General features: G+C 62.3%; 17 protein-coding genes. 11 read left to right on the top strand and 6 right to left on the bottom strand.

Annotated elements, in window-relative coordinates:
- Nucleotides 1-123 precede the first annotated feature (123 nt).
- From ABF990_RS00600 to ABF990_RS00585, 4 genes are all read left to right on the top strand, one after another.
- On the top strand, nt 124-744 hold the full coding sequence (locus tag ABF990_RS00600; protein ID WP_415499626.1) for a thioredoxin domain-containing protein: 621 nt from the start codon (nt 124-126) through the stop codon (nt 742-744).
- 41 nt (nt 745-785) lie between these two features.
- Nucleotides 786-5,333, top strand: coding sequence for an AAA family ATPase (locus ABF990_RS00595; protein ID WP_415499627.1), 4,548 nt, complete (start codon nt 786-788; stop codon nt 5,331-5,333).
- Nucleotides 5,320-6,093 carry a hypothetical protein gene (locus ABF990_RS00590; protein WP_415490633.1) on the top strand — a complete coding sequence of 258 codons (774 nt, stop codon included), beginning with the start codon at nt 5,320-5,322 and terminating at the stop codon, nt 6,091-6,093. The genes ABF990_RS00595 and ABF990_RS00590 overlap by 14 nt, the downstream gene beginning before the upstream one ends.
- A gap of 269 nt (nt 6,094-6,362) precedes the next feature.
- Nucleotides 6,363-6,524 carry a hypothetical protein gene (locus ABF990_RS00585; protein WP_415499628.1) on the top strand — a complete coding sequence of 54 codons (162 nt, stop codon included), beginning with the start codon at nt 6,363-6,365 and terminating at the stop codon, nt 6,522-6,524.
- A 74-nt stretch (nt 6,525-6,598) separates the two neighbouring features.
- Here the strand turns inward: ABF990_RS00585 and ABF990_RS00580 are convergent, their stop codons facing one another.
- Entirely contained in the window at nt 6,599-8,116 is a 1,518-nt protein-coding gene (locus tag ABF990_RS00580) for an acetyl-CoA hydrolase/transferase family protein (protein WP_415490635.1), read from the bottom strand.
- Nucleotides 8,117-8,418: 302 nt separating this feature from the next.
- On the opposite strand from ABF990_RS00580, the gene ABF990_RS00575 reads away from it, so the two are divergent.
- The 4 genes from ABF990_RS00575 to ABF990_RS00560 all read left to right on the top strand — a co-directional run bounded on the left by ABF990_RS00575 (nt 8,419) and on the right by ABF990_RS00560 (nt 11,548).
- On the top strand, nt 8,419-9,162 hold the full coding sequence (locus ABF990_RS00575; RefSeq protein ID WP_415490636.1) for a metallophosphoesterase: 744 nt from the start codon (nt 8,419-8,421) through the stop codon (nt 9,160-9,162).
- A 59-nt stretch (nt 9,163-9,221) separates the two neighbouring features.
- Nucleotides 9,222-9,542, top strand: coding sequence for a chorismate mutase (locus tag ABF990_RS00570; protein WP_415490637.1), 321 nt, complete (start codon nt 9,222-9,224; stop codon nt 9,540-9,542).
- A 7-nt stretch (nt 9,543-9,549) separates the two neighbouring features.
- Nucleotides 9,550-10,077, top strand: coding sequence for a SixA phosphatase family protein (locus tag ABF990_RS00565; RefSeq protein WP_415490638.1), 528 nt, complete (start codon nt 9,550-9,552; stop codon nt 10,075-10,077).
- 160 nt (nt 10,078-10,237) lie between these two features.
- Entirely contained in the window at nt 10,238-11,548 is a 1,311-nt protein-coding gene (locus ABF990_RS00560) for a citrate synthase (RefSeq protein ID WP_415490639.1), read from the top strand.
- A gap of 297 nt (nt 11,549-11,845) precedes the next feature.
- On the opposite strand, the gene ABF990_RS00555 is transcribed toward ABF990_RS00560, so the two are convergent.
- Nucleotides 11,846-12,082, bottom strand: coding sequence for a hypothetical protein (locus ABF990_RS00555; RefSeq protein ID WP_415491786.1), 237 nt, complete (start codon nt 12,080-12,082; stop codon nt 11,846-11,848).
- A 250-nt stretch (nt 12,083-12,332) separates the two neighbouring features.
- Between ABF990_RS00555 and ABF990_RS00550 the strand changes: the two genes are divergently transcribed.
- Both ABF990_RS00550 and ABF990_RS00545 read left to right on the top strand, forming a co-directional pair.
- Nucleotides 12,333-13,088 carry an orotate phosphoribosyltransferase gene (locus ABF990_RS00550; RefSeq protein WP_415491787.1) on the top strand — a complete coding sequence of 252 codons (756 nt, stop codon included), beginning with the start codon at nt 12,333-12,335 and terminating at the stop codon, nt 13,086-13,088.
- 6 nt (nt 13,089-13,094) lie between these two features.
- Entirely contained in the window at nt 13,095-13,982 is an 888-nt protein-coding gene (locus tag ABF990_RS00545; protein WP_415499629.1) for a glutamate racemase, read from the top strand.
- Nucleotides 13,983-14,086: 104 nt separating this feature from the next.
- On the opposite strand, the gene ABF990_RS00540 is transcribed toward ABF990_RS00545, so the two are convergent.
- Entirely contained in the window at nt 14,087-15,157 is a 1,071-nt protein-coding gene (locus ABF990_RS00540) for a polyprenyl synthetase family protein (protein WP_415491789.1), read from the bottom strand.
- A 101-nt stretch (nt 15,158-15,258) separates the two neighbouring features.
- Between ABF990_RS00540 and ABF990_RS00535 the strand changes: the two genes are divergently transcribed.
- Nucleotides 15,259-16,014 carry a tRNA1(Val) (adenine(37)-N6)-methyltransferase gene (locus tag ABF990_RS00535; RefSeq protein WP_415491790.1) on the top strand — a complete coding sequence of 252 codons (756 nt, stop codon included), beginning with the start codon at nt 15,259-15,261 and terminating at the stop codon, nt 16,012-16,014.
- 51 nt (nt 16,015-16,065) lie between these two features.
- Here the strand turns inward: ABF990_RS00535 and ABF990_RS00530 are convergent, their stop codons facing one another.
- From ABF990_RS00530 to ABF990_RS00520, 3 genes are all read right to left on the bottom strand, one after another.
- Nucleotides 16,066-17,082, bottom strand: a complete 1,017-nt coding sequence (locus ABF990_RS00530) for a ribonucleotide-diphosphate reductase subunit beta (protein WP_415491791.1) — start codon at nt 17,080-17,082, stop codon at nt 16,066-16,068.
- Between the two features lie 116 nt (nt 17,083-17,198).
- Nucleotides 17,199-19,121, bottom strand: a complete 1,923-nt coding sequence (locus tag ABF990_RS00525) for a ribonucleoside-diphosphate reductase subunit alpha (protein WP_415491792.1) — start codon at nt 19,119-19,121, stop codon at nt 17,199-17,201.
- Nucleotides 19,122-19,329: 208 nt separating this feature from the next.
- Nucleotides 19,330-20,310, bottom strand: a complete 981-nt coding sequence (locus tag ABF990_RS00520; RefSeq protein WP_415491793.1) for a Gfo/Idh/MocA family protein — start codon at nt 20,308-20,310, stop codon at nt 19,330-19,332.
- Nucleotides 20,311-20,397: the final 87 nt, after the last annotated feature.

Raw genomic sequence — 20,397 nt, 5'->3', positions numbered from 1 at the left:
CCCGGCTTTTCTGCCGTCATGCCTGTCATCCTTGATGGCCGCTCGCCACACCTCCACCGGCTTTCCCGCACGGAGCGGGCAGCGGCCATCAGTGTTCCAACTTGTCCGGAAGGCTTGGTTTCCATGTCTTTTTCACGCCGTTCGTTCCTTGTTACCGCAGGCGCGGTCCTGACCGCCCAGGCTGTTCAGCGTAGCGCGACGGCAGCCACCACGGTCGATACGCGGTTTACCCCGCGTGAAGTCGGCAGCCCGACGGCGAAAATCGTGGTGGAAGAATGGTTTTCCCTGACATGCGTCCATTGCGCGCATTTTGCTGAAAACACCTATCCGCAGGTCAAGAAAAACCTGATCGATACCGGCAAGATCCGCTACGTGTTCCATGACTTCCCCACCGACCAGCTTGCAACGGTGGCGGCCATGGTGGCGCGCACCCTGCCAGTCGACCGGTATGAGGCATTCTGCGCGTCCCTGCTGGCCAGTCAGGACCGCTGGGCCTTCAACCGTGAAGGCAACCCGCATGACGAACTCAAGAACATGGCGGCCTTCGCCGGTATGCCCGCCGATGTCTTTGAAAAAGCCATTACGGACCAGCCGCTCATGCAGTTCATCCTGAACGAGCAGAACCAGGCCCAGACCAAATACGGTTTCGATTCCACACCCACCTTCCGGTTCAACGACAAGGTGCAGGTGTCCAGCGCCATTTCCTATGACGAGTTCGTCAAGAATCTGGCGCAGGCCAGCTAGGTTTCGGCACGCATCTTTCCACGCCTGAACTGTATCCCTGCATGACCGTCCGTTTTGCCCGTCTCCGTATTGCGGGCTTCAAAAGCTTCGCGGACCCCGTAACGGTAGAAATTCTTCCGGGCCTGACGGGTATTGTCGGCCCCAACGGGTGCGGCAAATCCAACGTTGTCGAAGCCCTGCGCTGGGTCATGGGCGAATCTTCCGCCCGGTCCCTGCGCGGCGGCGAAATGGACGACCTGATTTTCGCGGGCACGACGGGCCGCCCGGCCCGGTCCCTGGCCGAAGTCACCATTACGCTCGAAGGCACAAAGGGCTTTGGCCCGGCCAATGTGGTCGATCTGGACGAGTTACAGATCAGCCGCAGGGCCGAACGCGGGGCCGGCAGCGATTACCGCATCAACGGCCGCCCCGCCCGTGCGCGCGACGTGCAGACCCTGTTTGCCGATCTGGCGTCGGGTGCGCGCTCCTCGGCCATGGTCAGCCAGGGGCGCGTCGCCATGCTGGTTGGCGCCCGGCCGGAAGAACGCCGCACCATTCTGGAAGAGGCGGCGGGCATTACCGGCCTGCACGCCCGCCGGCACGAAGCCGAACTGAAACTGCGCGCGACAGAAACCAACCTGACCCGCGCCGAAGACCGGCGACTGCAACTGACCGACAGGCTGGGTTCGCTGGCCGAACAGTCGCGCGAGGCCACGCGCTACCGCGAACTGTCCGCCGCCCTGCGCGAGGCTGAAGTCGAACTGCTGGCCCTGCTGCATGCGCGGGCACGCCAGGCGGTGGAGCGCGCGGCGCTTCAGGCCACGCAGGCCCGCAACGGGCTGAGCGCGCATGAAGAAGCGGCTGAAAGTGCTGTCATCGCGGAATTCGAGGCCAACAAGGCCCTGCCCGCCCTGCGCGAAAAGGCCGATGCCGCCCGTACCGCGCTGGAACGCTGTCGCGTGCTGGCCGAGGGCCTGGCGCGGGAAGAAGAACGCGCCACCACCCAGGCGCAGGACGCGGCCAAACGCCTGTCCCAGCACGAATCCGACGCCCAGGCCGCCACGACCCGCCTTGCGGATGCGCAGACAGCCCTTGAACGGCTGCAGGCGGAACAGGCCGAAATTCAGGCAGCCCTTGCCACCCTGCCCCAGCGCCTGCTTGACGCCAGCGCGCAGCAGGACCGCCTGACCGCTGAACTGGAAGAGACCGAACGCGCACTGGCCGAGCAGACCCAGGCCCTTGCCACCGCGCGTGAACGCAAGGACCGCGCGACCGAAGCCCTTGAGGCCGCCCGCCTGCGGCACGACCGTGCATCTGGCGCGCTGGAAGCCGCACAGGCGGAACTGGCCGCATTGAGCGCCCGCCTGCCCAGCCCCGAAACGGTGGAAGGTGCCCGCAAGACAGCCGAGACCCGGATACAGGAGGCCGAAGCGGCCCGCGCGACACTGGACGGCGCGGAACGCCTGCGCGCCCAGTGTCAGGCCGAACTGACCATTGCCCGCAATACGGCCGAGGCCGCCCGCACAGCACAGAACGAACAGCGCCAGGCCCTGCATCAGGCCCGCCAGCGTGTGGCAACATTGACGCGGGAACTCGAACAGGCCGACAGACGCCACGCACAGGCCCAGAGTGCGCTGATCGACCCTGCCACCATGCAGGCCCTGCGCGATGAAGAGGCAGAGGCCGCCCGCGCCCTGCAAGCCCGCACACAGGCCCTGGACAGCGCGGAACACGACCGCATGCAGGCCAGCACGGCCTTTGCCGAAGCCAGCCGTGCCGCGCAGGATGCACAGGCCCACCAGCGCAGCACGGCCGAAGCCCTGCGCGTGGCACAGGCCGCGCTACACCGCGCTGAGCAGGAAGAAACCACCCTGGCCGCCGAACTGGCCCAGGCCCGGGCAGAAGCCATGGATGCCGCTGTTCTGGAACAGGCCCGGACCGAACGCACAGCGCACGAAAACGCGCTGGCCCGGATCGGGCAGGAACTGGAGCAGACACAGGCCACGCTGTCCGCCAGCCGTGTCAGCCTGCAGGACGCAACCACCAGGCAGAACGCCGTACAGACCGAACTGACCCGGCTGCAGGCGCAGGCCGAAGGGCTGGACCAGGCCCTGGGGGCGGAAGACACCGCGGCGGAAGACCCGGTATCCGTCCACATCACGGTAGCGGAAGAATACGAAACCGCGCTGGCAAGCGCTCTTGCGGACGGGCTGGATGCCCCTGCGGGCGATCATGCGGCGCGCGGCTGGCGGCAACTGGCGGCAGGCACAACCCCCGTCTGGCCCGAAGGCGTGGTGGCGCTGGCAACCAGTGTCAGCGCGCCTCCAGCGCTGGACCGGGTGCTGGCCTTTACCGGCCTGCTGCCCGAGCAGGCCGATGGCGCGGCCTTGCAGAACACGCTTGCCCCCGGTCAGATCCTTGTCTCACGCGCAGGCGATATCTGGCGCTGGGACGGTTTTTACGCCCGGGCCAGCGGGGCCAGCACTGCGGCCCGCAAACTGGCCCAGCGCCGTGTGCTGCGCGAAACCCGCGCGCGTATCCAGGCCCTTCAGGACGAAGCCCCCACATACGAACACGCCCTTGCGCAGGCCACCCAGGCCGTGCGGGACGCCGAACAGCATATCGACACCCTGCGGAGCAGGCGTGACGCGGTAGAAGCGCTGCTGCAACAGGCCCGCGCCCATGAAACCGGGCTGGAACGACGTTTTGCCGCCTCCCGCGCCCGGCTGGACACCACGCTGCCCCAACATGAAAGAGTCGTAGCCGCCCGGACAGAGGCCCAGAGCGCCCTCGATCGCGCCCGCGCAGCCCTTGACGCCCTGCCCGCGGCCGAACTCGCCCAGACCGCACTGGAAGAAGCACGGGCGCGCAATGCCGGTGGGGAAGCAACGCAGCGCGACGCCCATAACCAGCTCAAACAGGCACAGGCACACATGACCGGGGTGCGCGAAAAGCTCACCCGGGCGGAACAGCAGCATGCCTCCGCCAGCACCCTGCTCGACACCCTGACACCCGAGCGCGAACGCCTGCGCCAGATCCTGACCGCCGAAAACACCATGACGGCCGAACTGGAACAGCGCCTGACCCACGCCGAGGCCGCGCAGGCGGCGGAACTGGCGCTGCAGGAGGCCCAGGCCGCGCTATCCGCCGCCCAGACCGCCCTTGCCGCGGCGGAAGAGGCTGTGCAGCGCAGCCGCCAGGAAGCCGAAGCCGCAACCCGCCATAACCAGCAGGTGCAGGACGAAGCCCTGACCGTGCGCAGCCTGCTGGAAGGGCTGGCCCCGCGCCTGCAGGACCTGCAGGTTCAACTGTCGGAAAGCGAGGCTTTGCTGGCAGACGCCACAGCCGCGTGGGACAATGCCGCAGCCGCACTGCCCGCCGATGCGCAGGAGCAACTGGACGCCCTGCGGCAAAAACGTAGCGAATGCGCAACCGCCCTGGATGCGGCCCGCGAGCAGAAAATGAGCCTTCAGGCCCAGTCCGGCACCCTGGCCAACCGGCAGGACAGCATGGCAACGGCCATGCAGGAATGGACCAGCCGGGCCGACACGGCGCGGGCAGAGGTACAGGACGCGGCACAGAGGCTGGACACGGCACGGCTGGAACACGACAAGCTGGCCGATCTGCCCGCTACGGCCGAACGTGAAAAGCGCGAGATGCTGCAGGCGCTGTCCGATGCACAGGAACAGCATGCCGCCGCGGATGCCGCCCGCAACGCGGGGGAGCTGGCGCTTAATGCCGCCAATGAACAGCGCCGCAAGGCCGACGGCGAACTGGCGAGCGCGCGCGAATCCGTCCTGAAAGCGGAAAGCCGGAGCGAACAGGCCCAGGCCATTCTGGACCAGTTGCTGGCCGAAAGCCCCGCCCCGGCCAGACCGCCATCCTCCGACCTGACGGAAGCAGCCGAAAGCAGCCTGCGCCGCAAGATCGGGCGCCTGACGCGCGAGCGTGACGATATGGGGCCGGTCAACCTCCGCGCCGAACTGGAAGCGCAGGAAGCCACGACCCAGGCGGAAACGCTGGCCAGCGAAATGGCCGATCTCGAAGCGGGAATTGCCCGTCTGCGGGGGTCTATCGGCGGGTTGAACAAGGAAGGCCGCGAGCGGCTGATGGCCGTGTTCACGCAGGTGGACCAGCATTTCCAGTCGCTGTTTACGCGCATGTTCGGCGGCGGGCGGGCGCATCTTGGCCTGGTCGGCAGCGACGATCCGCTGGAAGCAGGGCTGGAAATCTACGCCCAGCCACCGGGCAAAAAACTGGCAACATTGTCGCTGCTGTCGGGCGGGGAACAGGCGCTGACGGCGCTGTCCTTGATTTTTGCCGTGTTTCGCTGTAATCCTGCGCCTATATGCGTACTTGACGAAGTGGATGCGCCACTGGACGACGCCAATGTCGGCCGGTTCAGCGCGCTGCTCGGTGATATGGTTACAGAAGCAGGCACCCGTTTTCTGGTGGTCACACATCACCAGCTTACCATGGCCCATATGGACCAGTTGTTTGGCGTAACCATGCAGGAACGTGGCGTAAGCCGCGTTCTTTCAGTGGATCTTGCGCGTGCAGCCTCCATGGTGGGACAAAAAGACAAGGAAACACCCGATGTCGCATCCTGATGAAGGAGCTGACATATCAAGCCGTGCCAATCCTGCCCTGGGCAGGCGCTGCCTTAAAAAGATTGCCCTTGCCGTAACGCTATGCGTCGTGGCGGGCACCGTGCTGGTTGTGCAGCACGCCAAGGCGTACGGTATCATGGCCCGCATCCACCACGGGCTGATCGTGTGTACTACCAGCACCAGCCCGGACGCTTTCACCGCATCCACGCATGAGGGCATGCCCGCCATGCTGCGGCTGGAAGTGTCCAGCAAGCCGGATGGGCAGCTTATCGTAGGGCCGGACATCAGCACGCTGGGGGCCAGCACACTGGCATCGGTCCTGAATTCCGCCTACCGCGCCCACACCCTGCTGATGCTCGACCTGAACCAGACAGACCCCAAAACTGTCACGCAACTGATCCGCAGCGCCCACATGCGCGACCGCGTCATACTGATCGCGTCGGATCGCAAGAGCCAGGAAGACGCCCTGCGGGCCGACCGCAAGGTCATGATCGCTTTTCCCATCCATTCAGAGCGCGACGCCTACGCAGCCCACAAAATGGCAGGACGGCACCCCTATGCCGCGTATCTTGCCCCCACTGCGGCCCCTAGCCTGTTCGCTCTGGCCCACCGTGATGCCGAAGCCATCATTACAGAAAATCCGGTGACATCCCAGGCGGCGGAAAACGAATTTCTGGCTGAACGCCCGGTCGATATCGTCGTGACACAGGACCCGGCCCATCTGGCCAACAACACGCAGCACCCCAACAGCAACAGCTAAAACCGGCTTGAGCAATCAAGCCCTGCTGGCCTGACGGTTCTTTGCGGGCGGACATAACCCGTTCCCACCCGCATTATGCACGCGCTTTTCTGCTCTGGCCTGTCAGCCCTGACGCTTCCAATAGAGAAATTTTGCAGCGCTCAGCCCATGCAGCAAGGCCGGGGTTACGTGCCTGTTGCGCGGGCCATATGGCAGGTCGTCAGGGTCCGTGGAACCGGCAGTTCCCAAACAGCCTCTCCCCACACCCGGCCTGCTGCTGCTGCTCCCATATGGAAGCGCGACACGACCAGTGCGCCCGGCTCGCAGGTGAGGCCACCACACTTTCCGCCCCGGCGTTCAGCCATCAGGTGCAGGTGCAGGTGCAGGTGCAGGTGCAGGTGCAGGTGCAGGTGCAGCAATATCTCAGTTCCGCACCTGCACCAGACGGCTGAACAATAAAAAACCCTGCTTCCACGCCCGAAGGAGCGGAAGCAGGGCTTGAAGCAGACTGATACCCGAAGAAGGGTCAGGCTGGCAGCATGCTGCCAGTCTCGACAAAGCGCTGGTGCCAGGACAGGGCCTCGTTCAGCAGGTGCGGGGTATGCTTGCCGAAGGAATCCTTCAGCGCCCGGTCGAAGTAATCCTGCAACATGGGCTGGTAATCGGGGTGAGCGCATTTGCTGATGATGGTCTGCGCCCGCTTGACAGGGGAAAGACCACGTAGATCGGCCAGCCCCTGCTCGGTCACGAAAATCTGCGTGTCCTGCATGATATGGTCGACATGGGCCGCCATAGGCACAATGGCGGAAATTTTCCCGCCTTTTGCCGTGGACGGAGACAGGAAGATGGACAGGTAGGAACTGCGGGCAAAGTCGCCCGAACCGCCGATCCCGTTCATCATCTTGGAACCCATGACCCGGGTGGAGTTCACGTTGCCGTAGATATCGGCCTCGATCATGCCGTTCATGGCAATACAGCCAAGCTGGCGGATGATCCCCGGCGCGTTGCTGACATCCTGCTGGCGCAGAATGAGCTTGCTGCGGAAGAAATCCATGCGGTTGTTGATTTCTTCAGCCGCTTCGGGGCTGAGCGAAAAGGACGTGGCCGAGGCCACACGCATGCGCCCGTTGTCCAGCATGGCCAGCATGCCGTCCTGGATCACTTCGCTAAAGCCGACCAGATTTTCGAACGGACCTTCGTTCAGCCCTTCCAGCACCGCGTTGGCTACGTTGCCCACGCCCGACTGCAACGGCAGCAGCGAGGGCGGCAGGCGGTTCTGCTTGACTTCATGCTCGAAGAAATCGAGCAGGTAGCCCGCAATGGCCTTGGCGGTCGGATCGGGGGCGGCGAACGGTGCGTTACGGTCGCTGTCGTTCGTGCGGACGATAGCTGCGATCTTGGAAAGATCGACTTTTAACGCGCCATCGCCAATACGCTGGTCCGCGCGGCTGAGGGGAATGATGTCACGCGTGGGCACACCGCTGGTGTTGCCGTGCCAGATATCGTGCGTGCCTTCCAGCCCCGGATGTTGCCACTCATTGACCTCGATGATGACCTTGTCGGCCAGATCGAGAAAGGTCTGTGAATTGCCGACCGAGGATGTCGGGACAATGCCGCCGTCCTCGGTAATGGCGGTGGCTTCCACCACGGCCACGTTAAACGCGCCGTAGTTGCCCTGGGCCGCGCGGCTTGCCACCTGCCCCAGGTGGTTATCGAAATAATCCGTCTCACCCGCGTTGATGCGGTTGCGCATGCCCGCATCGGTGTTGAACGGGGACCGGAACGAAACACCGTTGACCTTGGCCAGTTCGCCATCAAGCTGCGGCCCGGTGGAGGCGCCCGTAATCAGGCTGATACGGTAGTCCTGCCCGCCCGCATGTGCGCTTGCCATACGTTCGGCCAGAGCCTTGGGCACGGCCTTGGGATAGCCCGCACCTGTAAAACCGCTGGTCCCGACAACGTCGCCGTTCCGGATCAGTTCTGCGGCGGCTTCCGCCGGGCAGACTTTACTACGCAGTGCGACGTTCCGAATGCGCTCTGTCATGAGAGGCTTTCCTATTTCTTATTTGCCAGACTGTTCCAAATACCGGACAGGCTTTATCCGTTTGTAGATATCCGCGCCAACATGGTCGTGCCCAGATATTTTCAAGCCGTCCTGCCCGTCCGTCTTTTTCAGGTCCGTTGCCGTTCCTGAACTTCTGCTTAACCTATGCAGAAACATCGGGTTCTGGCGCGTCACATACTTGTGCATGTATAACGCCCCCTTCAAAAAAAAGCTGGCGATGGCGTTCCGGTTTGGGCGCGGAAAGCCTACATAAAGACAGGGACGAAACAGGTAGAGGTGGAATGTCTACACACCGCGGGCATGACGAAAACGTGAAGGAGGCAATGCGGCGCGGACTCCGCATTGTAGGTGACGTGCATGGCGACCTGGACGCGTTCCGCCATGCCGTGGCCACAGACCGTTTTGTCATCCAGCTTGGCGATCTGGTCGATTACGGGCCGGACAGCGCAGGCGCGCTGCGACTGATGCTCAAGGTCATGCATGAAGGTCGCGGCATGTTTCTCATGGGCAACCACGATCGCAAGCTGGGGCGGGCCCTTCTGGGCAAGAAACTCCGATCAACCCCTCATCTGGACGAGACTCTGACCCAGCTCTGCCGCCCCGAAAACGCGGATATACTCGAAGACACCCTGCATGCCCTGGAAACCGCACCGGCATGGCTGGTCATGGGACATAATATTTTCATCCACGGCGCATTCGACGCACGCATGCTCATGGAACCGCCGCCGCCGCCTCTGGAACGTGTCACGTTCCTGCTATCGCGCGCCCTGTTCGGGGAAACGACCAGCCGTATGCAGCCCGACGGTTTTCCCGAACGGACCCTGAACTGGGTCAACCACATTCCGGGTGGCTATACGGTCTATTGCGGCCATGACCAGCGTTCCACCAACGGGTGTCCCCTGAGCGTGCCCGGCCGGGCGGGCGGGCGCGCGATCTTCATGGATACCGGGGCCGGCAAGGGCGGACATCTGGCATGGATGGACCTGCCCCCACCCTTTATGGAAGAAACGTCTGTATCCGCGTAAAAAGCGCCAGAGTCAGCCCCGCGTCTTCATTCCCACCCCAACCCAGAGAATCCGATACCGTGACAGAGCAGCCTTCCCCCCAGGAAACCCTTCACGACCTGCGCCGCAGCATCGACAATATCGATGCCGCTCTTGTTGCCATGCTGGCCGAACGATTCCGCTGCACCAAAGCCGTAGGCGCTCTCAAGGCCCGTTACAAAATGCCCGCCGCCGACCCTCGGCGCGAGGGCGAGCAGATCGCCCGGCTGCGCAAGCTGGCGCAGGATGCTCATCTCGACCCCGATTTTGCCGAAAAATTTCTCAACTTCATCATTCATGAAGTCATCCGCCACCACGAGGCCATAGCCCGCCAGAACGCGGCCTCAGTCAGCGGCGCGTAACCCCACCATGCCCCGCCGCCTGATCCTGCTGCGTCATGCCCAGGCGGAGTCCGCACCGCTGGGGGATTTCAGTATCGAGGCAGATCTGGCGCGCCCGCTGACCCCCGTGGGTGAGGCCGCCGCCCTGCGCTGCGGGGTGTGGCTGCGCAAACAGGACCTGGCGCCAGACGCCATCCTGTGCAGCACCGCGCGGCGCACCCGCCAGACCCTGCACAATGTCATGCAGGCTTTTCCGGGCAGTGCGGCCACCCCGGACTTCAGCGTCGATCTGTATGAGGCGGAAGCACAGACCCTGCTCGAGCGCCTTCGCCGGACACCGCCTGCGGTCCGGACCCTGCTTCTGGTCGGGCATAATCCGGGCATTTCCCTGCTGGCCAGCCGCCTTGACAGCACAGCCCCCGAACTGGACGAGGGATTCGCCCCGGGTTCCATCGCGGTTTTTTCAGTCTGGGACAATTCAGCCCCGCACCATGCTTCGGGCTGGCAAAACAGCCTGCCCGATGGGGCAATTCTGCACACATTCACGCGACCCTGAACCTGAAAACCGCAGTTTTCCGCCGCTGACAAGGCCGATAACGTGCGCTTTATCAGGATGAACCTTCCGGTTTGGATGCGAATGAGAGACAAGGGGGAACCAGAAGGCCGCAGCCGCCCTCGCCGCAGCGACCGGGTCCTATATCGTAAAAGGAAACACTATGAGCGTGTCGCAGAACGAAGGTAAGCAGGCCACCGCTACCATTTCGATCGGTGGCAAAACCGCCGAGATGCCGGTTCTTTCTGGCACTCTGGGTCAGGATGTCATCGATATCCGCAAGCTTCCGGCGCAACTTGATGTCTTTACGTTCGATCCGGGCTACGGAGAGACCGCATCCTGCACCAGCAAGATCACCTTTATCGATGGTGACAAGGGTGTACTGCTGCATCGTGGTTATCCCATTTCGGAACTGGCGGAAAACGCCACCTATGAAGAAGTCATCTACCTGCTGCTGAACGGCGAACTGCCGACTTCCGCGCAGTATGCGACCTTCACCAGCACGCTGACCAACCACACGCTGCTGCATGAACAGATCCGCAATTTCTTCAACGGCTTCCGGCGCGACGCCCACCCCATGGCCATTCTGTGCGGCACCGTGGGGGCCCTGTCGGCTTTCTACCCGGACGCCAGCGATATTGCCGTTCCCGAACACCGCGAACTGGCGGCCATGCGCCTGATCGCCAAAATTCCGACCATTGCCGCCTGGGCTTACAAATACACGCAGGGCGAAGCCTTTGTGTACCCGCGCAATGACCTGAACTACGCGGAAAACTTTCTGTCCATGCTGTTCGCCCGCCCGTCGGAACAGTACAAGGTCAACCCCGTTCTGGCTCGCGCCATGAACCGGATCCTGATCCTGCATGCCGATCACGAGCAGAACGCCTCGACCTCGACCGTGCGTATGGCCGGCTCCACCGGTGCCAATCCGTTTGCCTGTATCGCCGCGGGCATTGCCGCCCTGTGGGGACCTGCCCATGGCGGCGCGAACGAAGCCGTGCTGAAAATGCTCTCGCATATCGGCAAGAAAGAAAACATTCCCAACTTCATCGCGCAGGTGAAGGACAAGAACAGCGGCGTCAAGCTCATGGGCTTCGGGCACCGCGTCTACAAGAACTTTGACCCGCGCGCCAAGATCATGCAGCAGACCTGCCACGAAGTGCTGTCTGAACTGGGGATCAAGGACGATCCGCTGCTCGATCTGGCGGTGGAACTCGAAAAAATTGCCCTGAGCGACGACTATTTCGTGCAGCGCAAGCTCTACCCGAATGTGGACTTCTATTCGGGCATCATCCTCAAGGCCATGGGCATTCCCACCAGCATGTTCACCGTGCTGTTCGCCCTCGCCCGGACCACCGGCTGGGTCAGCCAGTGGAAGGAAATGATCGAAGAACCCGGCCAGCGCATTTCCCGTCCGCGCCAGCTCTATCTGGGCGAGACGGAAAGAAACTTCGTGCCATTCAGCAAGCGCTGATCCTGCACGAAAAAGCATGGCTGGGGCCGGTTCGTTCATGCGAACCGGCCCTTCGCATATCTGGGCCCTGCCCCATGCCCGCGCGCCTGCCCTACGCGACGTGATCCTGCATAGCCGAACAGGCGAAAAAAAAACGCGCGCCCTTAAAGGACGCGCGCGGCAATTATCAGCGGATAAAGCAGGGTATGAAGCCGCCTGGAAAAATGCCCGGCTTTGTTTAAGCCTCAGCCGGACTTGACCAGACCGAAAAAGTCACCGGCCTTGTGTGGCCGGCTTTGGAACAGGCCTGTCCAGCCCCTAGCAGGCGCAGCCATTGGTCGGGCCGGATGCTTCCCGCACGACATGATGATCGATCCATTCGGACACAAGACGCCGCGCCTCATCCAGAGAGGCTTCAGGGTGATGGATACGGTACAGGGTGGTACAGCTATTGAACGCCGTCACGTCTGCCGTGCCGACATCGCGCAGTTCCTTGTAAGCCGTAATAACGGCCCGCTCGCATTTGCGTGCGATGCGACTTGGTTCTGTAGCCACGGCGTCCACCCTCAACTGATAATTAATCTCAACTTGAGCTGATTAGACGCCACATTATCTGCCAGCGCAAGTCAGAAAAAATGACCATCCCGTGTATGAGCCGATTCCATGCCCGGGAACGACATTTTTCACACAGGAACGCAAAAGCAGATGAAGCATGGATTTTCAGCGCCTGTGCGAGTATTCCTCGCAGCATCGCACGTCGCTTGGCGGGCAGACATCAACTGTCGTCATTTTTAAGGAACATACCATGACCTTACCCGCAGGTCTCTCTTCTCCCATAGGTGGAGAAAACAGTGAATGGGACCGCGACGCGGCTCTGACAACAGCCCGCCTGCTGCTTGAAATCAAGGCTGTCAATTTTCGCCCCGAAGACCCCTACACCCTGACATCGGGCTGGAAGTCCCCTGTTTATATCGACTGCCGCCGCATTATTTTCTTCCCCCGCGCACGCGCCAAGATCGTGGAACTGGGTGTTGAAAAAATCGGCCGTCATGTCGGCTATGAAAGCCTGGATGCTGTCGTGGGCGGCGAAACCGCAGGCATTCCCTTTGCCGCCTGGATGGCGGACCGCATGCTGCTGCCCATGGCCTACGTGCGCAAGAAGCCCAAAGGTTTCGGCCGTAACGCGCAGATCGAAGGCGATGTGCCCGAAGGCATGCGCACCCTGCTGGTCGAAGACCTGACGACCGATGGCGGGTCCAAGATCCAGTTCGCCAATGCGCTGCGCAAGGCCGGTGCCCTGATCAACCATGCCTTTGTCGTCTTCTACTACGGGGTGTTCCCCGGCGCCCAGAACACGCTGTCGGAAATGAATGTGTCGCTGCATTCGCTGTGTACCTGGTGGGACGTGCTGGAAGCCTGCTCCACCCGGCCCTATTTTTCCGAGGAAGCCGCAGCCGAGGTCCGTCGTTTCCTCGAAGATCCGTGCGGCTGGTCTGCCCGCCACGGCGGTGTTGCCAGCCTGGAAGAAGCTGCCGCGTTCAAAGCCGGCAAGGACAAGTAAGACGCGATGGCGCCTGTCGGCCCCGCCCTGACCGGCGCGCACCGCGTTCTTGCTTTCGATTCCGGTATCGGGGGGCTGGGTATCGTGCGCGCCCTGCGCGCGCTGGCCCCTGAACTGGTGGTTGACTACCTGGCCGATACCGCCGTTTTCCCCTATGGCGAGCAGGACGATACCTTTCTGGTGGGGCGTATCGTCTCCCTGCTACGCGATGCCGTGGCGCGACTTAAGCCACAGGCCGTGGTTGTCGCCTGCAACACGGCCAGCACGCTGGCGCTTGATGCATTGCGCACGGGCTGCCCCGCCACCCCGTTTATCGGCTGCGTTCCACCCATTCGCTGGGCAGCACGGGTCAGCCGGAGTGGGGTTATAGGGCTCCTGGCGACCAGAGCCACCACGCGCCGCCCTTATCTGGCACGTCTGCTGGCGCTGCACGCACCGGGCTGCACGCTGATCACCCATGCCGCACCCGGTCTTGCCGGTTGCGCGGAACGGCTGTTCCGGGGTGAAACAGTAACAGACGCCACGTTACACGCTGAAATTCAGGGCCTGTGGGCCCATCCGCTATCCAGCCAGATGGACACGGTAGGGCTTGGCTGCACGCATTATACTTTTGTGCTGGAGCGCATGAAAGCGCTTGCCCCGGCGGACATGACCTGGCTTGACCCGGCCCATGCGGTGGCGCAGCACACATGCACCGTGCTTGAGGCTCTGCCGCCCCTGCGCAACCGCGATGCGGGCAGCCCTGCGGATGGTCGTGCATGGTTCACCGCCCTGCCGGACAATGTTCCCGCACTTGTGGCCCATCTGCCGCCTTTCGGCTTTGACACGCTTCACCTGTGGCCCGCGCAGCCCCATTGCGCGCCAGCAGGATACAATACGCTACCGCCCGTATAACGGACGATATCAGCCATAAAACCCGGCCTGTCCGGCGCTACAGATGCACAGGACAGACCGCAGACCTGCGGCGCACGGCCGCGTCGGTCGGTTTTATGCGGGCTTCAGTGCTCGCGGCTGACGGAATAGCTGGCCGTATCGAGCATAAGCGTTTTGAGCGTACCCGGTGCGAATACGGACAAAGCCTGACGCGCCTTGGCAGCGTAATCCTCGGCCCGGGCAAGGGTGGTCTTGATTGCGTCTGTCGCGGCAATACGGGCCAGAGCGGCATCGAGATCGTTTTCGTCCTGCTGGCTGTCCTCGATCACGCGGCGCCAGAAAACCCGGTCATCTTCATTCCCGGCCTCGTAGGCGGCCAGCACCGGCAGGGTGACTTTACCTTCGCGGAAGTCATCGCCCACTTCCTTGCCCAGCACGGCCTGATCGGCTGCATAATCCAGCGCGTCATCAACAAGCTGGAAGGCCATGCCCAGATTGGCGCCGTACAGCCGCAGCGCCTCACGCTGCTGGGCGGTGGCATTGCCGATCACGGCCCCGGACTCGCATGCGGCAGCAAACAAGGCTGCGGTCTTGCCGTAAATGACTTCCAGATACTGCTCGACCGAGGTTGAAAGATCGTTCTGCGTTGTCATCTGCATGACTTCGCCCTCGGCCAGCGTTGCCGACGCGGCGGAGAGAATCGCCATCACATCGAGCGAGGCATCGGCCGTCAGGATCTGGAAAGACCGGGCGAACAGGAAGTCCCCCACCAGAACCGAGGCCTTGTTGCCGAAAATGGTGTTCGCACTGGCAAGCCCGCGCCGCAGGTGGCTTTCGTCCACCACATCGTCATGCAGGAGAGTCGCTGTATGGATGAACTCCACACAGGCGGCAATTTCAACATGCCTCAGACGGCCATCCTGGTTGTCGTAGCCACAGAGCCGGGCCGCGGCCAGGGTCAGCAGCGGGCGTAGGCGCTTGCCCCCCGCAGCCACAAGATGGGCCGCCAGTTGCGGAATAAGGGCCACAGAACTCTGCATGCGCTCGACGATAACCCTGTTACAGGCCTGCATGTCTGCTGCGAGATAATCGGCCAGCCCCTTCAGGCCTGCCTCTCCTGGTTTGCTCACGGAAACTCCAGATCCATCCTGGCTTGTGGTTCTGCCTGATTCTGACAGGCCGACTGCAACACTCAAACGCTATTCCCCCAGCCATGGGATGAGTTGACGTTCCCTTATATGCGAGGCACCAGAAAAACGGTCAAGCGCCAACAAATTCAAGCCTGCCAGATACGAAGATGCAATCTGTTCCCACGCCCGCCCCCCAGCAGATCACACGCGGCACGCTGCAACGCGGCCGCCTGTCTTACAGCCAGTTCCAGCAAGGCTATCGCACGGGGCTGGAACCCGTGCTCATGGCCGCAGCCGTGCCCGCCCGCGCAGGCCAGCACGTGCTGGAAATCGGCTGTGGCGCGGGTGCGGGCCTGCTGTGCCTGGGGCACAGAGTCGCTGGCGTCAAAGGCACCGGGGTGGAAAAAGACCCCGACACCGCGGCACTGGCCGGGTTGAACCTGCGCGCGAACGCCCAGCCCGACATGACCGTTCTCACGGCCTCTTTCCCCGAAGATATAGCGGCCGGGCACAAATTTGATCACTGCATGGCCAATCCGCCGTGGCACGCGGACAAAAGCTCTGCATCCCCCGTGCCACGGCGGGACCTTGCCCGTCGTCTGGGCCAGGACGCATTGCGGCTTTGGGTACAGGGCTGTGCCGCCATCCTCCAGCACAAAGGCACGCTGACCCTTGCCCTGCCGTCGGCCCTGCTGGATCAGGCCGTAACGGAACTGACCACTGGCGGGTTTGGCGGGGTCACGGTCTACCCGTTCTGGCCCAAAACCGGGCGGGAGGCACGGATCATGCTGCTACAGGCCAGGTTCGGGGTCAAAAGCCCCGCCCGTATTCTGCCCGGGCTTGTCCTGCACGAAGCGGATGGAGCTTTTACGCCCCCGGCCCGCGCCGTGCTGGAAGACAGCGCGGCCCTGCCGGGGCTTTAGGAGCCTGCTTCGGGCAGGCCCCTCCGATAAGACGTTTACCGAAATACCGGGTTACTGGAAGACGGAGCTTTCAAACGCCTCTTCCCATGTTCCCAGGGTGGAGGCACGGCTGTATTCCGTAGCGCGGTTTTCGAAGAAATTGGTATGCTCGACCGCGTTGAGCATATCGTCCAGCCAGGGCAGCGGATTGGTGGTGCTGTTGTAGATCGGATCAAGGCCGAGCTGGGTCAGGCGGCGGTCCGCAATGAAATGGATGTAGGTCTTGACCTGCGCCGCATCCAGCCCTTCGACAGCGCCCATTTCAAAGGCCAGATCGATGAAGGCTTCTTCATGCTCGACAATGGTGCGGCAGATTTCGGTCAGTTCCTCGCGCAGTTCAGCGGTCCAGATATGCGGATTTTCCTGAATGAATACGCGGAATAGCCGGATGATGGACAGGCAGTGCAGCGTTTCGTCACGCACCGACCATGACACGATCTGCCCCATGCCCTTGAGCTTGTTGAAGCGCGGGAAGTTCAGCAGAATGGCGAAGGATGCAAAAAGCTGGAGCCCTTCGGTAAAGGCGCCGAATGCTGCCAGTGTCTTGGCGATCTCATGCTTGCTGTCGACCGAAAAGGTCTGCATGTAATCGTATTTATCCTTCATTTCCTTGTACTTAAGGAATGCGGAATACTCGGCCTCGGGAATGCCCAGCGTGTCCAGAAGGTAGCTGTACGCCGCGATATGAATGGTTTCGATGTTTGAAAACGCCGAAAGCATCATCAGCACTTCCGTGGGTTTGAACACACGGCTGTAATGCTTCATGTAGCAATTGTTCACTTCCACATCCGACTGGGTGAAGAAGCGGAAAATCTGCGTCACCAGATGGCGTTCGCCGTCATTGAGAACCTTGTGCCAGTCCTTGACGTCATCCGCCAGGGGCACTTCCTCGGGCAGCCAGTGCAGGCGCTGCTGCGTCAGCCACGCGTCGTAGGCCCATGGATAACGAAAAGGCTTGTAGACAGGGTTGGCGGTCAGCAGATCGAAGTGCTGCTCCTGCGGCTCTTGCCCTGTGGTTTTTTCGTTCATGTCGCCCCCTTGGGCAGCACCACCGATTGTGCCACCAATTATATTTTAAAAACAATATGTTATGGAAGTTTCCTGCATGCGGGAATGAACCCGCTGCACATCATGCCCGCGCGGCCTTACTGGCAGGCCAGGCATTCCTCGTAATTGCCGCTCTGGGCCGCGACCGGAGCGGCGGCAGCCTGTTCGGTCTGCATGACGTCGGATTTGGTCAGCACGTTACTGACCGTATCGGCCCGCTGGATGGACAGGCTGCGGCAGTAGTACAAGGATTTAAGCCCCTTTTTCCAGGCCTGGAAATGGATCTGGTGCAGGTCGCGCTTATGCACATCGGCCGGCAGGAACAGATTGACCGACTGCGCCTGGCAGATGAACGGCTGCCGGTCGGCCGCATGTTCGACAACCCAGCGCTGGTCCAGTTCGAACGCGGTCTTGTACACATCCTTTTCCTGCTGGGTCAGGAAGTCCAGATGCTGGACACTGCCCTTGCTGGTGGTGATGGACGACCAGACCTCTGGCGTGTCGTACCCCTTTTTCTCCAGCAGTTTCTGCAGGTGGCGGTTGCGCACCGTAAACGAGCCTGAAAGGGTTTTCTGCAAGAACACATTGGCCGCGATCGGCTCGATCCCGGGGCTGGCATTACCCGCGATAATGGAAATGGATGCGGTCGGTGCAATCGCCATCTTGTTGGAAAACCGTTCCATGATGCCGTATTCCGCCGCATCCGGGCAGGCCCCGCGCTGTTCGGCCAGACTGCGGGACGCGGCGTCGGCCTGTTCGCGGATATGCTTGAAAATCTTGCGGTTCCAGACCTTGGCGATCACGCTCTCGAACGGCACGTCCTTGCCTTGCAGGAAGGAGTGGAAGCCCATGACCCCCAGCCCCACCGAACGTTCGCGCATGGCAGCGTATTTGGCGCGCTCCATGTCATCGGGCGCCCGGTCGATAAAGTCCTGCAGGACGTTATCGAGGAACAGCATGACATCTTCGATGAACTGCGGATTGTCGGACCACTCGTCCCAGGTTTCCAGGTTCAGGGAGGACAGGCAGCACACCGCCGTGCGCGCCTTGCCATGATGGTCCACACCCGTGGGCAGCGTGATTTCCGAGCACAGGTTGGAGGTCTTGACCTCAAGCCCCGCCAGCTTGTGGTGTTCGGGGCGCGCGTTGTTCACATGGTCTGAATAGACAATATAGGGCTCGCCCTGCTCCATCCGGGCCGTGAGAATACGAATCCACAATCCACGGGCCGAAATCTTGCGGATGACCGCATTGTCCTTGGGGGAAAGCAGCGCCCATTCGTCATCCGCCTCAACCGCGCGCATGAACGCATCGGACACCAGAATGCCGTGATGCAGGTTCAGCGCCTTGCGGTTGGGATCGCCCCCGGTGGGGCGACGGATTTCGATGAATTCCTCGATCTCGGGATGCCAGACCGGCAGGTACACCGCCGCCGACCCGCGCCGAAGCGACCCCTGGGAGATAGCCAGTGTCAGGCTGTCCATCACCCGAATGAACGGAATAACGCCCGACGTCTTGCCGTTGCGGCCCACATTCTCGCCGATGGAGCGCAGGTTGCCCCAGTACGAACCGATGCCGCCGCCCTTGCTGGCCAGCCACACATTCTCGTTCCACAGGTCGACAATGCCCTGGAGGCTGTCATTGGCCTCGTTCAGGAAGCATGAAATCGGCAGGCCACGCGTGGTGCCGCCATTGGACAGAACCGGCGTCGCGGGCATGAACCAGTGACGGCTGATATAGTCGTACAGCCGCTGGGCATGGGCGGCATCCGCACCGTAATAAGAGGCAACGCGACCGAAAAGATCCTGATAGCTCTCGTCCGGCAGCAGGTAGCGGTTATCGAGCGTGGCCTTGCCAAAGGGGGTCAGCAGCGCGTCGCGCGTGCGGTCCACCCGGACCTGATGGTGGCCGGGAAGCTGCACCATGTCCGGCAATGCGCCGTTGCCGAAAAGATCGGGTTCGCCTGGCTCCGTCGCTTGGGGGCGAAGGGTGTCATTCTCATGCACGTCAATCAGACTCATGACCAGGCTCTCCGCTGTTTCTCAGATATTGGGGGGCGTTTGTCCGGCTTGGCCAGAACACCATATATCGTGTTTCTGCTCCATCTTTCCCACCATATCTAGCGAATTTTCGCAGTCCTATCGCAAAAAAACACTTGCATTCATAAAAACTGGCCCTTTTCTCCCGTATTTCATCGCCTGCGCAGTATCCCGGTCACGGCTGGGGTCTTCAGTCCGGCTGGATCAGGCCCGACAGTTCCATGCGCGCTCGGGCCGCGGCAATGCCGCCGGTTACGGCCAGGGCCGCCGCCAGGGCCCGCCTGCCCGCCTGCGCATCCACCACTACCGGCGCACCGTGCAGGCACGACGCCACGAAGGCCGCATGTTCGGCGAACAGCGAATCCTGTTCTTTCCAGGTCATGTGCTCACGCCGGAAACCATCGGTGCCAGGCAGGGGCAGACCGCGCTCGCGCCCGATCATGGTGAGTTCGCGTTTGACGAAGTCGGCGGACAGGTACCCTTCCTGCGAGAAAAGACGCATACGCCGCTCGGTCTTGAGGGAAATGCGACTGGCCGTAATGGTGGCAACACACCCGTTTTCGAACCGCACCCGCGCATTGGCGATATCCTCATGCGCGGAACTGACCGCCGCCCCCAGCGCGTCCACCTGGGCTATGGGGCTGTCCACCACCGCCATGACCAGATCCAGGTCATGGATCATCAGGTCCAGAATAACGGAAACATCCGTCCCACGCTGCTTGTAGGGGGCAATGCGCGTGGCCTCGATATAAAGGGGGCGGGTCATGCGCTGGGTAATGGCCGCATGTTCGGCCGAATAGCGCAGAAGATGCCCGACCTGACAGACAAGCCCGCTCTCCCGCGCCAGGGCGATCAGGTCGTCAGCCTGTTCGAGTGTTGCGGCAACAGGTTTTTCGATCAGCACATGCCTGCCCGCGCGCAGGGCCTGAACAGCAAGGTCGAAATGGTATTCGGCCGGAGCGGCCACGACCACGGCATCGGAAACGGCCAGAAGAGCCTGCACATCGGGCATGACCGGGCAGCCAGCCTCGCGCGCGATCTGTGCCGCGCGGGCCGTGTCGGGGTCGAACAGGCCGGACAGGACCTCATGCGGCACGTCACGGATTTTAAGGGCATGGTACCGTCCGAAATGCCCTGCCCCGATCACACCCACGCGTAAAACTGTGCTCATGCTTTGATCCTGCCCCTGCCGTCCTGGCCGCCCCGCCCGCAGGCGCGTGCTCGACCGTCTGCCCAGCCGTAGCAGGCTTGCCAGCGA

Source organism: Acetobacter sp. (assembly GCF_047723915.1).
Lineage (GTDB): Bacteria > Pseudomonadota > Alphaproteobacteria > Acetobacterales > Acetobacteraceae > Acetobacter.
The sequence above is the reverse complement of the archived record's forward strand: the minus strand, read 5'-3'. Positions and strand labels throughout refer to the sequence as shown.